The organism is Pantoea sp. VS1, from assembly GCF_002207995.1.
Lineage (GTDB): Bacteria > Pseudomonadota > Gammaproteobacteria > Enterobacterales > Enterobacteriaceae > Pantoea > Pantoea dispersa.
This window is the reverse complement of the sequence record NZ_NHZE01000004.1, coordinates 79,903-92,008: the sequence shown is the minus strand read 5'-3', so window position 1 is coordinate 92,008 and position 12,106 is coordinate 79,903. Positions and strand designations below refer to the sequence as shown.

Here is a 12,106-nt window from a genome sequence, read left to right as displayed (position 1 = left end):
CTATAACAGGCAGGGCAAACATGACAGCACAACAGGCGGTTCAGCAAGCCACCGCATATTTCGACAGCGGGGAATTTCAACGTATCCTGGCGCGCCGCGTGGCATGGCGCACCGAGAGCCAGCGCGACGATCGCGATGCGGCGCTGCAGGACTATTTGCAGCAGGAGATTGCGCCGCAACTGCAGGCGCTGGGCTTCACGCTACAGCTTATCGATAACCCGCACGCCGCCGGCCGGCCATTCCTCGTGGCGGTGCGCATGGAAGATCCCGCCTTACCGACCTTGCTGAGCTACGGACACGGTGATGTGGTATTCGGCGATGACGAAAACTGGCGCAGCGGGCTGTCGCCGTGGCAGCTGACCGAAGAGGGCGATCGCTGGTACGGGCGCGGCAGCGCCGACAACAAAGGTCAGCACTGCGTCAATCTTGCGGCGCTGGAGCAGGTGTACCAGGCGCGCGGCGGCCGTCTCGGCTTTAACTGCAAATGGCTGTTTGAGATGGGCGAAGAGATCAGCTCGCCGGGGCTGGCGCAGCTGTGTCAGCAGCAGGCGGAACTGTTGCAGGCTGACCTGTTCATTGCCTCAGACGGTCCGCGGCTCAACGCCGTGCGGCCGACGCTGTTCCTCGGTTCGCGCGGTGCGGTAAATTTCCGCCTGACCATCAACGCGCGTGACAATGCTTATCACTCCGGCAACTGGGGCGGACTGCTGAGCAATCCCGGCACCCGGCTGGCCAGCGCCATCGCCACGCTGGTGGACGCGCAGGGCGTGCTGCAGGTGGAGGCGCTGCAGCCCGATTCGCTGACGCCGCAGGTGCGCGCCATTCTCAGCGATATCGAGGTGGGTGGCATGCCAGGCGATCCCGCGATTGACACCAACTGGGGCGAGCCAGGCCTGACGCCTGCCGAACGCCTCTACGGCTGGAATACGCTGGAAGTGCTGTCGTTTCTCACCGGTAACCCGGCACGCCCGATGAATGCCATTCCCGGCAGCGCGACGGCGGTGTGCCAGCTGCGTTTTGTGGTCGGTACCGACTGGCAGCGGCTGGCGCAGCACGTCAGCGCGCATCTGGCGCAGCACGGCTTCCATGATGTTGAGGTTGAATTTTTGCGTGGTTCACCCGCCACGCGTCTCGATCCTGACGATCCGCTGGTGCACTGGGTGCTGAACAGCATGGCGGCAACCAGCGGCAAAAAACCGGCACTGCTGCCCAACCTTGGGGGATCGCTGCCGAATGAAGTGTTCGCGGAGATTCTGGGCCTGCCAACGCTGTGGGTGCCGCATTCGTATCCCGCCTGCGGTCAGCATGGCGTGAATGAGCACATGCTGAAATCGATTGCCCGCGAAGGGCTGCAGATCATGACGCAGCTGCTGTGGGAGCTGGGCGAGCAGGGCACGGAATGGCTGGCGCAACACCGCGCCTATGCCGGAGGTGGCGCATGAGCAGCCTCAGCCATAGCGCGCCGCTGAGCGGTGTGAAGCCTAACCTGCATAAAACGCTGTTTGCGACCTGCATCGGTAATGCGCTGGAGTGGTTCGACATTGCGGTATATGGCTTCTTCGCCAGCTATATCGCCCACGCCTTCTTTCCCACCAGCGATGCGTCGGTCTCGCTGCTGCTGACCTTTGGCAGTTTCGGCGTCTCCTTTCTGATTCGCCCGCTGGGCGCGGTGGTGCTGGGCAACTATGCCGATCGCCACGGGCGTAAAAAAGCGCTGCTGCTCTCCATCAATCTGATGATGCTTGGCGGAGCCATCATTACTTTTATGCCGGGCTACGACAGCATCGGCCTGCTCGCACCGCTGCTGATCCTGCTGGCGCGCCTGGTGCAGGGCTTCTCTGCCGGTGGCGAATTTGGCAGCTCTACGGCGTTTCTGGTCGAGCATTTTCCCGAGCGCAAAGCCTTTATCGCCAGCTGGCAGTTCGCCACTCAGGGTGCCAGCACGCTGATGGCCTCGGCGTTTGGTCTCGGTCTGACGCAGATCCTGAGCGAAGGCCAAATTCAGGCGTGGGGCTGGCGTATTCCGTTTGCCTTCGGCCTGCTGATTGGCCCGCTCGGGCTGTATATCCGCCGTCACGTGCACGAGCCCGCCAGCTTTGCCGCGCAGACGCCGGAAGCGGCCCCGCTGAAACGGTTGTTTGGCCGGCAAAAAGCGCTGATGCTGCTGGCGATTGGCCTGATGGTGATCTCCACGGCGGTCAACTACATGCTCAACTACGTGCCGACCTACGCAACCAAGAACCTGCATCTGCCGGGCTCGGTGGCCTTTACCGCCACGCTGCTGGCCGGGGTGATTCTGACGGTGGTGACGCCGCTGATGGGATGGTGGGCGGAGCGCATTGGCCGCCTGCCGCTGATGTGGGGATCGCTCATACTGCTGATGATCACTATCTATCCGGCCTTTCGGCTGGTGGTCAATCACACTACGCCGACCACGCTGATTGTGCTGGTGTGCTGGATGGCGCTGCTGAAATCGATCTATTTTTCTACCGTACCCTCGGTGATGGCGGATCTGTTCCCGATTGGTACGCGCGCCAGCGGCATGGCCATCAGCTATAACATTGCGGTTACGGTGTTTGGCGGTTTTGCGCCGCTGATTTGCACGCTGCTGATCAGCGCTACCGGCACCAGTCTGGCGCCGGGCTACTACCTGATGGCGATGTCGCTCTTTAGCGGGATAGCGCTGCTACGCAGTCAGAAACGGATACGCTAAGTGGCAACCGGTGCGCGCGCTGCGCACCGGTGTTTACGCATCAGGCAAACTGCAGATAGGCGACGTGCGTTTGCAGATACTCCTCCAGCCCGTGGCGGCCATCGGCACCGCCGATGCCGGATTTGCGCCAGCCGGCATGGAACCCCTGCATCGCTTCAAAATTTTCACGGTTAATGTAGGTTTCACCGAATTTCAGCCGGCGCAGCGCGATCATCGCGGTGTTCAGATCGCGGGTATACAGCGATGAGGTCAGGCCATAGTCGCAGTCGTTAGCCAGCGCGATGGCGTCATCCAGCGTGTTAAAGCGCATCACCGGCAGCACCGGACCAAATATCTCCTCACGCATGATCGCCATCTCCTGACGTACCCCGGTGATGATGGTTGGTTCAAAATAAAAGCCGCGTTCACCGGCGCGTTTGCCGCCCAGCACCACCTTGCCGCCCTGCGCAACGGCGCTGGCGACCTTTTGCCCGACGCGGTCGCACGCGGCTGCGCTAATCAGCGGCCCCATATCCACATCGGCCTGCTGCGCCGGATCGCCAAATTTCACCTGCTGCATGGCCCCGGTCAGGGCGCTGATAAAGCGATCGTAAATGCCGTCTTGCACATACACGCGCTCGGCGCAGTTACACACCTGGCCGCTGTTAATAATGCGCGAACTGACGATAACCCTGACGGCCAGATCGAGGTCGGCGTCGTCCATGACAATTGCCGGCGCTTTACCGCCCAACTCCAGCGACACTTTTGTCACATTCGGCGCCGCGGCGGCCATGGTGGCGATGCCGGCGTTGACGCTGCCGGTCAGGCTCACTAACCCGACTTTAGGATTGGCGGCCAGTTCCTGTCCCACCTCCGGGCCATAGCCGTAAACGATGTTAATTACCCCGGGCGGTAGGCCGATGTCGTCGATAATGGCGGCGAACAGGGCGGCGTTGTTCGGGGTGATCTCACTCGGCTTCAGCACGATGGTGTTGCCGGTGATCAGCGCCGGTGCTGCTTTGCGCGCAATCAGGAACAAGGGAAAATTCCACGGCAGAATGCCGGTGGTCACGCCAATCGCTTTCTTAAACACAAAGATGTTTTCGTTTGGGCGATCGCTGTTGACGATTTCCCCTTCGTAGCGTCGCGCCCATTCCGCCATGTAGTCGAGGTAGTCAGCGGTAAACAGCACTTCGGTTTGCGCCAGCGCCTGGGTTTTGCCGCCCTCCGCGACGAGGGTGGCGCTCAGCTCAGGCTCGCGCTGGCGAATTGCCGTGGCGATGCGGTGCAGCCAGTCGCCGCGCGCCACCGCCGGTAACGCTTCCCAGCCGGGCTGAGCGGCTTCTGCGGCGGCAATGGCTGCCGCCGCCTGCTGTTTGCTGCCCTGGGGCACGCGTGACAGCAGGGTCTCCGTCGCCGGGTTAATTACTTCAATCCAGCTATCGTTATGCGCCTCGACAAACGCGCCATTAATGTAGTGTTGATGATGAAGGGTCATGTGCAGGGGCTCCACGCTCGGTTTTGTTAAACTGATGTGAAGGAAGAGTGAAGCAGATGAACGCTGGCGACCTTTTTATCACTGCCAGCACCGGCAGGGCGCTGGCAATAGCGGCAAGAATTACGCGACCGACGCAGCATTCTGCGTCAGTGGACCTTTTCAGGAACCGGGCATCATGGCGCCGCTGGCAATAAACCAGACCAGAAAACTGACACCGGCAACGATAATGGCGATGGGGAACAGCAGACCGATTTTCATATGCATCCTGAGCGTTAAGCGAGCTGGATTAGCGCGCGGTGGGTTTTCATCATACTGAATAGCTGAAATTGTGTCGCGTCATCGACCTGACGCAGATGTTCGCCTTTCTGATACTGAATCTGATGCACATGGCCGAGCTGACGCCACACCACAATGGCTGACGCCAGCAGCGCGCAGTTCTCTTCACTCTGTACGCAGTCCAGCGTGGCGTAGTGAGTAGTATCTAAGCCATTAATGAACACATTCAGCGCCTCGGGAGGCACAATGGCGCGGATGTCATCCAGCATCACGTGGCTCACCGCCTGCGACAGCACCAGTGTTAACCGTTTGCTCTTCATCTCAATCCCTGGTTCCGATGATTTTTCCCACGTTATACGGATTTAACCCCGTCGGGGGAAGTGCTTCGCGCAGCTTTGTGTGAGTGCCATGTTAAGCGGCGCGCTGGCAACAGAGGAAAAACTGTGCCGATCAACACAACATAAATCAAAAATATGCCGAATAATAAGCAACTTAAAGAGTTTTCCCGGCATAACAGCGGCAAATGCGAATTTGTGATCCTTATGTTGCATACCCCCCCGATTTTGCCAGTCAGCCTGGCTTTACGGCAACCATCCAAAGGCTGAGTCCACGCAGTGCGCCATAGACTGCCACTAATCGGAAACCGCAGGTGTTTCCGTCTGGCCTCAACCTTACGAAGGAATAATAATGAACAGTGCCATTCTTGCAGGTATCTTCTGGCATCTGGTGGGTGCCGCCAGCGCCGCCTGTTTTTATGCTCCGTTTAAACAGGTTAAAAAGTGGTCATGGGAAACCATGTGGTCGGTCGGCGGCGTGATGTCGTGGCTGATTCTGCCCTGGGCAGTCAGTGCCGCGCTGTTACCGAACTTCTGGGCGTACTACAGCAGTTTCAGTTTATCGCAGCTACTGCCGGTGTTTCTGTTTGGTGCCATGTGGGGCATCGGCAACATCAACTACGGCCTCACCATGCGCTATCTGGGGATGTCGATGGGGATTGGTATCGCTATTGGCATTACGCTGGTGGTGGGGACGCTGATGACGCCGCTGTTACAGGGCCGATTTGTTGAACTGTTCAGCTCCGCTGGCGGCCGGATGACGCTGCTGGGCGTACTGGTTGCGCTGCTGGGTGTGGCGATTGTGTCGCGCGCCGGACTGCTAAAGGAGCGGGCGCTGGGGATCAACGCCGAAGATTTCAACCTGAAGAAAGGCCTGGTGCTGGCGGTGCTGTGCGGTATCTTCTCTGCCGGCATGTCGTTTGCCATGGATGCGGCGAAGCCGATGCATGAAGCTGCTGCCGGTCTTGGCATCAATCCGCTGTATGTGGCATTGCCGAGCTACGTGGTGATCATGGGCGGTGGCGCGCTGATCAACCTCGCGTACTGCTTTATCCGCCTGGCGGTGAAGCCGGAGCTTTCGCTGCGCCGCGATTTTTCCGTGGCAAAACCGCTGCTGATCGCCAACATCGCCTTCGCCGCGCTGGGGGGAACCATGTGGTATCTGCAGTTCTTCTTTTATGCCTGGGGCCACGCAAAAATTCCTCCGCAGTACGACTTCGTAAGCTGGATGCTGCACATGAGCCTGTACGTGCTGTGCGGCGGCCTGGTGGGACTGGTGCTGAAGGAGTGGAAATCGGTGGGGCGTCGACCGGTGAGCGTGTTGTCGATTGGCTGCGTGGTAATCATTATCGCGGCAAACATTGTCGGTCTCGGTATGGCCGCCTGATAACGCTTAACTCCGCACCGCCTGACGCGTCTCTGCGCGCGTCAGGCTTTTTCTTTGTCTGCCATCGGTTCGCGCGGCGACAAAAAACGCTGACGCCACGCGCTGGGTGTTAACCCGGTTTCGCGCGTAAACACCACGGAAAAGTAGTTGCTGTCATCAAACCCGCAGCGTGCCGCCACTTCGCTAATCAGACATGCCTGCGTGCGCAACAGATATTTTGCCTGACACAGCTGCAGCTGACGCAGGTAGTGACCGATGGTCATGCCGGTTTGCTGACGGAACAGCTGTTTCAGCGACCGTTCGCTGAGCTGATTTTGCTGGCAGAAATGGGGCAGATCGAAGGGGCGGCTGATATCGCCCAGCAGCGCCGACATCAGCAGATCGAGCTGTTCGCCCTCGGGCAGCACCCACGGGCGATCGGCGGCGTAGCCGTGACGGCGCAATATCAGTGCCAGCTGCAAAAACAGCGCTTCCGACAGCTGAATCGATAGCGAATCACTTTTGCGACTTTCGCGCTCCAGCTGGCTGATGACGCCGCGTGCCAGCGCCATGCCGCGCGTGGTCAGACGCCAGCTGGCGGGTGTCTCTTCATCCTGTGGCGGCAGCAGCTGCTGCCAGTCGAGCGCCAGGCTGAAGCGATCGCGGCAGTAGAGAATATTGTCGAGCGCCAGATCGTTGACGCTATCAAAACTGTGGCAATCACAGTCGCGGATGTAAAACACATCGCCGCAGGTGATCAGCCACGGCCGATCGTTGAGGATATGCAGGCCATTACCGCGCCAGACAATCACGATCTCGCTGAACTCATGCCGGTGCGGTGGGAAAGAGGGCTGCGGCATGCGTTCTGCCACGGCTATGGGCAAATTGCTGGCCGGGAAGTAATCCTCGCGCGTCAGTAACAGCGGCATGTCAGCCCTCCGGTTACCCCATCTGCTGGCGCGCCATGCGCGGCGCGCAGCCAAATTCCCGCCGGAACAGGGTGGAGAAGTGATTACTGTCACCAAACCCACACTGATAGGCGATGTCCGTGATGCGCATCTCGCTGTGGCGCAACAGGTGCCGCGCCTGCAATAAACGCAGCCGATTAAGATAGCGCTGCGGCGTGCTGCCAGTCTGCTGCTTCATCTGGCGATGCAGGGTACGCAGCGACAAACAGAAGCGATCGGCCAGCGCTTCCCACGCAATCTCCTCACTGTAGTGCGCATTCAGCCAGTCCAGCAAGCGGTGCAGGCGGGCATCCTGGTCCTGCGCCTGATCGTTATGCGCCGCCTCGCGCAGCAGCACCAGCAGCTGCAAAAAGTGCTGTTCCTGCTGCGCCTGACGTTCCAGCGACCAGCTGGCCGGCTGCTTCATCTGCGTCACCAGCTGCAGCGCCTGCGCCATCACTTTATGGTTAATTCGCCAGTGTGAAACATACTGGCCGTCCTGTTCGCGCGGCAGCAGCGCCTGCAGGCCGGACAGAAAGCGGAACGCCGCCGGACTGCGATACAGCACATTCGTCAGGCACAGATTGTCGGTTTGCTCGTACAGATGGCGATCGTGATCGCGTACAAAACAGACGCAGCCGGCGCTGAGCGCCTGCGGCTGACCATTGAATACGTGGATACCCGAGCCCTGTTCCACCAGCACAATTTCATGAAAATCATGGTGATGCTCCGGAAATGCCGACTGCGGCACACGTGGTTCAATGGCTATCGTGTAATCGCCGGCCGGAAAGAAATCAGCACTGTGTAATACCGTCATCATGCGCCCTCAGTTAACAAAACCGTAACCGAGTCTACGCAGCCGCCTGCCACCTTACCTTGAATTTTGCACCGGGCAGCGCAGGAAAATCGCCAATTATTCAAGATCGTCTAAGTGATTGATGGAATTGCGGCAAGGCTCACAACTCTGCCGTTATGCGGTTCTGTGAGCTCTCTCACGAACACCTTTGCAAACCTGCCAGCGGTGATGACCCGCTGGCACTCGCGGGAAGGTGTCAGCGGCGCAGGATTTCTACTCTGTCGCCATGTCTTCACAGGGAGTACTCGCCATGAGTCTGCGTAATATTGTTGCCATCGATTTAGGCGCATCCAGTGGCCGCGTCATGCTGGCCAGCTGGCAGGCTGACCGTCAGCAGCTCAGCCTGCGCGAAGTGCGGCGTTTTGCTAACCCGCGCGTGCAGCGCGGCGATTATGACTGCTGGGACCTGGACCGCTTAGAGCAGGAGATCCGCGCCGGGTTGCAGCAGCTGGATGAGGAGGGCATTGTGCCGGACAGCCTCGGCATTGATACCTGGGGCGTGGATCTGGTGCTGCTGGACGCGCACGGCGAGCGGGTGGGCGAAGCGGTCAGCTACCGTGATAAACGCACCGACGGCCTGATGGCCCAGGCGATGCGTGAACTCGGGAAACCGGCGCTATATCAGCGCACCGGCATTCAGTTTCTGCCGTTCAACACGCTGTATCAGCTGCGCGCGCTGCATCTGCAGCAACCGGACTGGCAGGCGCAGGTGAAGCACGCGCTGATGATTCCGGATTATCTGCACTATCGCCTGACCGGTGAACTCAACTGGGAATACACTAACGCCACCACCACCCAGCTGCTCAACATCCACAGCGGCGAATGGGATCGCGAGCTGCTGGCCTGGGCGGGCGCAGACGCCAGCTGGTTCGGCACGCCGCGTGCACCGGGCAATACCGTCGGTTACTGGCGCAACGCAAACGACCAGCGCATTCCGGTGATCGCCGTCGCCACCCATGATACCGCCAGCGCGGTGCTGGCCACGCCGCTGGAGCAGGACGATGCTGCCTATCTCAGCTCCGGCACCTGGTCGCTGATTGGCATCGAAAGCCTGCAGCCCTGTGTCAGCGAGGCGGCGCTGCAGGCTAATCTGACCAATGAAGGCGGTGCGGAAGGCTATCGGGTGCTGAAAAACATCATGGGCCTGTGGCTGTTGCAGCGGGTGTGCAGCGAACTGCACATCAGCGATCTCACTGCGCTGATTGCCGACGCCGCGCGGGAACCGGCCTGCCGCGCCCTGATTCACCCTAATCATCACCGCTTCATCAATCCGGCCAGTATGGTGCAGGAGATCCAGAATGCCTGCGCCGAACAGGCGATGCCCGTGCCGCACAGCCCGGCGGCGCTGGCGCGCACCATCTTTGACAGCCTGGCGCTGCTCTATTCGCAGACGCTGCAGGAGCTTAGCGAGCTGCGCGGCACTGCGCTGCGTCAGTTACATATCGTCGGTGGCGGCTGCCAGAATCCGCTGCTTAACCAGCTGTGCGCCGATGCCTGCCAGCTGCCGGTGTTTGCCGGCCCGGTGGAAGCCTCGACGCTGGGCAACATCGGCTGCCAGCTGATCGCGCTGGGTGAGTTGCGCGACGTGGCCGATTTACGCCGCTGCATTCGCCACAATTTCCCGTTAGAAAAATTTATCCCGCTGAATCACAGCGTCTTTGCGGCCCATCAGGCTCGCTTTGCGGCGCTGAGCCTACCTGCTAAGGAACTTGCATATGACAAAGCTGATTGAACAGGCCTTTGAACTGGCCAGACAACGCTACGCCGCCATTGGGGTGGATGTGGAACAGGTGATGGCACAACTGGATACCATTCCGGTGTCGATGCACTGCTGGCAGGGCGACGATGTACGTGGGTTTGAGAATCCGCAGGGGGCGCTCACCGGCGGCATTCAGGCGACCGGCAACTATCCGGGGCGGGCGCGCAACGCGGTTGAACTGCGTGCCGATCTCGACAAAGCGATGTCGCTGATTCCCGGTGCCAAACGCCTCAACCTGCATGCCATCTACCTTGAGAGCGACCGCCCGGTAGAACGTGATGCGATTGAGCCGCAGCACTTCAGCAACTGGCTGGAGTGGGCGACAAGCAGGCAACTGGGGCTGGATTTTAACCCAACCTGTTTTTCTCATGCGCTCAGCGCAGACGGGTTTACGCTGTCGCATGCCGATCCGGGCATTCGCCAGTTCTGGATCGACCACTGCACCGCCAGCCGCCGTATTTCCGCCTGGTTTGGCGAGCAGCTGGGCACGCCGTCAGTCATGAATATCTGGGTGCCGGACGGCATGAAAGATCTCACCGTCGATCGCCTCGCGCCGCGCCAGCGTCTCGCCAGCGCGCTGGATGAGATCATCCGCGAACCGCTGAATCCGCAGCACCACATTGATGCAGTGGAAAGCAAACTGTTTGGCATTGGCGCGGAGAGTTACACCGTGGGTTCCAGTGAGTTCTGCCTCGGTTACGCCACCAGCCGCCAGACCGCGCTGACGCTGGATGCCGGCCACTTCCATCCTACCGAAGTGATCTCCGACAAAATCTCCAGCGCCATGCTGTTTGTGCCGCGCCTGCTGTTGCACGTCAGCCGTCCGGTCCGCTGGGACAGCGATCACGTGGTGCTGCTGGATGATGAAACCCAGGCGATTGCCAGTGAGATCGCCCGTCAAAAGTTGTTCGACAGGGTGCACATCGGTCTCGACTTCTTCGATGCCTCGATCAACCGCATTGCCGCCTGGGTGATCGGCACGCGCAATACCCAAAAAGCCCTGTTGCGGGCGCTGCTGGAGCCGGGCGAACAGCTGCGTCAGCTGGAGCGTGATGGGGATTTCACCGCCCGGCTGGCGCTGCTTGAAGAGCAGAAATCGCTGCCGTGGCAGGCGGTATGGGAAGCGTGGTGCCTGCGCCACGATGTGCCAGCCGATGCCAGCTGGCTAAGCGAAGTCCGTCACTACGAACAACACGTGCTGCGTCAACGTTAAGGAATCGATTCATGCAAACAATTCTCTCCGCGTGGTTTGTGCGCGACATGGTTAAAGCCACCAGTGACATGTGGCTGAAAGGCTGGGATGAACGTAACGGCGGCAACGTCAGTCTGCGTCTGTTGCCGGAAGAGGTCAGCGCGTATGCCAGCGATTTTTATCCGGCACCGCGCTGTATTGAACTGAGCAAGCCGGCGCCCGCGCTGGCCAACGACTGGTTTCTGGTGACCGGCTCCGGGAAGTTCTTTCGCAACGTGCAGCTCGATCCGGCAGACAGTCTGGTGCTGCTGCAGGTGGATGACAAAGGGCTGTCGTACAAAATTCACTGGGGGCTTAGCAACGGAGGGCTGCCAACGTCCGAGCTGGCGGCGCACTTTCAGTCACACAGCGTACGCAAGGCACTGAGCCACGGCGCGGACCGGGTGATTATGCACTGTCACGCCACCCACTTTATGGCGCTCAGCTATGTGGTGGATCTGGATGCGGCGCGCTTTACCCGCCTGCTGTGGGAGGGCAGCACCGAGTGCCTGGTGGTGTTCCCCGATGGCGTCGGCATTTTGCCCTGGATGGTACCGGGTACCGATGGCATTGGTCAGGCGACGGCAGAAGCGATGGCCAGTCATAGCCTGGTGATGTGGCCTTTCCACGGAATCTTTGGCGCCGGACCGACGCTCGACGAAACCTTTGGTCTGATTGATACCGCTGAGAAGTCATCGCAGGTGGTGGTCATGGCGCTGTCGATGGGCGGCATTCGTCAGAGCATCACCACCGAACAGCTGATTGCGCTGGGCGAGCGCTTTAACGTGAAGCCGTGGCCGGCGGCGCTGCAGGCGGAGCGCAGTGATGTTGCGTAAAGCGTTCGTCATGCAAATCTATGCGCACTGCCATGCGGAGTATCAGCGCCGTCACACGCCGATCTGGCCGGAGCTGGAACGGACGCTGAAAGCGCATGGCGCGCACAACTACGCGATCTGGCTGGATGCTGAACGCAACCTGCTGTTTGCCAGCGTCGAGATTGAATCCGAAGCGCGCTGGCAGGCTGTAGCGCAAACCGAGGTGTGTCAGCGCTGGTGGGCATCAATGCGTGACCTGATGCCATCAAATCCCGACAACAGCCCGGTGAGCAAAGCACTACAGCCGATGTTTTTCCTGCCTTAGCCGGCC

General features: G+C 60.1%; 12 protein-coding genes. 7 read left to right on the top strand and 5 right to left on the bottom strand.

Annotated elements, in window-relative coordinates; translation table 11 throughout:
• Window positions 1-20 precede the first annotated feature (20 nt).
• Together CBW22_RS01065 and CBW22_RS01060 are read left to right on the top strand one after the other, a co-directional pair.
• Window positions 21-1,442 (top strand): M20 family metallopeptidase, encoded by a 1,422-nt coding sequence (locus CBW22_RS01065; protein WP_088515807.1) that lies wholly within the window; start codon window positions 21-23, stop codon window positions 1,440-1,442.
• The gene (locus CBW22_RS01060; protein ID WP_088515806.1) at window positions 1,439-2,713 is read left to right on the top strand and encodes an MFS transporter; all 1,275 of its coding nucleotides are present in this window, start codon (window positions 1,439-1,441) and stop codon (window positions 2,711-2,713) included. Before CBW22_RS01065 ends, CBW22_RS01060 begins: the two co-directional genes overlap by 4 nt.
• Window positions 2,714-2,753: 40 nt before the next feature.
• Here the strand turns inward: CBW22_RS01060 and aldA are convergent, their stop codons facing one another.
• The 3 genes from aldA to CBW22_RS01050 form a co-directional block, all read right to left on the bottom strand.
• On the bottom strand, window positions 2,754-4,190 hold the full coding sequence (gene aldA, locus CBW22_RS01055) for an aldehyde dehydrogenase (protein WP_088515805.1): 1,437 nt from the start codon (window positions 4,188-4,190) through the stop codon (window positions 2,754-2,756).
• A gap of 159 nt (window positions 4,191-4,349) precedes the next feature.
• Window positions 4,350-4,448: a YoaK family small membrane protein gene (locus CBW22_RS25880; protein WP_021313714.1), complete on the bottom strand. Its 99-nt coding sequence runs from the start codon at window positions 4,446-4,448 to the stop codon at window positions 4,350-4,352.
• Between the two features lie 14 nt (window positions 4,449-4,462).
• The gene (locus CBW22_RS01050) at window positions 4,463-4,786 is read right to left on the bottom strand and encodes a hypothetical protein (protein WP_088515804.1); all 324 of its coding nucleotides are present in this window, start codon (window positions 4,784-4,786) and stop codon (window positions 4,463-4,465) included.
• A 367-nt stretch (window positions 4,787-5,153) separates the two neighbouring features.
• On the opposite strand from CBW22_RS01050, the gene rhaT reads away from it, so the two are divergent.
• A complete protein-coding gene (gene rhaT, locus CBW22_RS01045; protein ID WP_088515803.1) occupies window positions 5,154-6,188 on the top strand; it encodes an L-rhamnose/proton symporter RhaT in 1,035 nt (344 codons plus the stop codon).
• Between the two features lie 41 nt (window positions 6,189-6,229).
• Here rhaT and rhaR read toward each other — a convergent pair whose 3' ends face one another.
• Window positions 6,230-7,096: an HTH-type transcriptional activator RhaR gene (rhaR, locus tag CBW22_RS01040; RefSeq protein ID WP_088515802.1), complete on the bottom strand. Its 867-nt coding sequence runs from the start codon at window positions 7,094-7,096 to the stop codon at window positions 6,230-6,232.
• Window positions 7,097-7,109: 13 nt separating this feature from the next.
• Window positions 7,110-7,931: an HTH-type transcriptional activator RhaS gene (rhaS, locus tag CBW22_RS01035; protein WP_058769862.1), complete on the bottom strand. Its 822-nt coding sequence runs from the start codon at window positions 7,929-7,931 to the stop codon at window positions 7,110-7,112.
• 289 nt (window positions 7,932-8,220) lie between these two features.
• Between rhaS and rhaB the strand changes: the two genes are divergently transcribed.
• Genes rhaB through rhaM form a run of 4 tightly spaced genes read left to right on the top strand, consistent with a single transcriptional unit; the run spans window position 8,221 to window position 12,100 of the window.
• A complete protein-coding gene (gene rhaB, locus CBW22_RS01030) occupies window positions 8,221-9,702 on the top strand; it encodes a rhamnulokinase (RefSeq protein ID WP_088515801.1) in 1,482 nt (493 codons plus the stop codon).
• A complete protein-coding gene (locus tag CBW22_RS01025) occupies window positions 9,686-10,942 on the top strand; it encodes an L-rhamnose isomerase (protein WP_088515800.1) in 1,257 nt (418 codons plus the stop codon). Before rhaB ends, CBW22_RS01025 begins: the two co-directional genes overlap by 17 nt.
• Window positions 10,943-10,953: 11 nt before the next feature.
• Complete coding sequence (gene rhaD, locus CBW22_RS01020) at window positions 10,954-11,796, top strand: rhamnulose-1-phosphate aldolase (protein ID WP_088515799.1); 843 nt, start codon at window positions 10,954-10,956, stop codon at window positions 11,794-11,796.
• Window positions 11,786-12,100, top strand: coding sequence for an L-rhamnose mutarotase (rhaM, locus tag CBW22_RS01015; protein WP_088515798.1), 315 nt, complete (start codon window positions 11,786-11,788; stop codon window positions 12,098-12,100). Before rhaD ends, rhaM begins: the two co-directional genes overlap by 11 nt.
• The last annotated feature ends 6 nt before the right edge of the window (window positions 12,101-12,106 follow it).

Excerpts from the sequence above, each read along its gene's own strand:
- CBW22_RS01065 (WP_088515807.1), top strand. The coding sequence starts at position 21 with ATGACAGCACAACAGGCGGTTCAGCAAGCCACCGCATATTTCGACAGC.
- CBW22_RS01060 (WP_088515806.1), top strand. The coding sequence starts at position 1,439 with ATGAGCAGCCTCAGCCATAGCGCGCCGCTGAGCGGTGTGAAGCCTAAC.
- aldA (WP_088515805.1), bottom strand. The coding sequence starts at position 4,190 with ATGACCCTTCATCATCAACACTACATTAATGGCGCGTTTGTCGAGGCG.
- CBW22_RS25880 (WP_021313714.1), bottom strand. The coding sequence starts at position 4,448 with ATGAAAATCGGTCTGCTGTTCCCCATCGCCATTATCGTTGCCGGTGTC.
- CBW22_RS01050 (WP_088515804.1), bottom strand. The coding sequence starts at position 4,786 with ATGAAGAGCAAACGGTTAACACTGGTGCTGTCGCAGGCGGTGAGCCAC.
- rhaT (WP_088515803.1), top strand. The coding sequence starts at position 5,154 with ATGAACAGTGCCATTCTTGCAGGTATCTTCTGGCATCTGGTGGGTGCC.
- rhaR (WP_088515802.1), bottom strand. The coding sequence starts at position 7,096 with ATGCCGCTGTTACTGACGCGCGAGGATTACTTCCCGGCCAGCAATTTG.
- rhaS (WP_058769862.1), bottom strand. The coding sequence starts at position 7,931 with ATGACGGTATTACACAGTGCTGATTTCTTTCCGGCCGGCGATTACACG.
- rhaB (WP_088515801.1), top strand. The coding sequence starts at position 8,221 with ATGAGTCTGCGTAATATTGTTGCCATCGATTTAGGCGCATCCAGTGGC.
- CBW22_RS01025 (WP_088515800.1), top strand. The coding sequence starts at position 9,686 with ATGACAAAGCTGATTGAACAGGCCTTTGAACTGGCCAGACAACGCTAC.
- rhaD (WP_088515799.1), top strand. The coding sequence starts at position 10,954 with ATGCAAACAATTCTCTCCGCGTGGTTTGTGCGCGACATGGTTAAAGCC.
- rhaM (WP_088515798.1), top strand. The coding sequence starts at position 11,786 with ATGTTGCGTAAAGCGTTCGTCATGCAAATCTATGCGCACTGCCATGCG.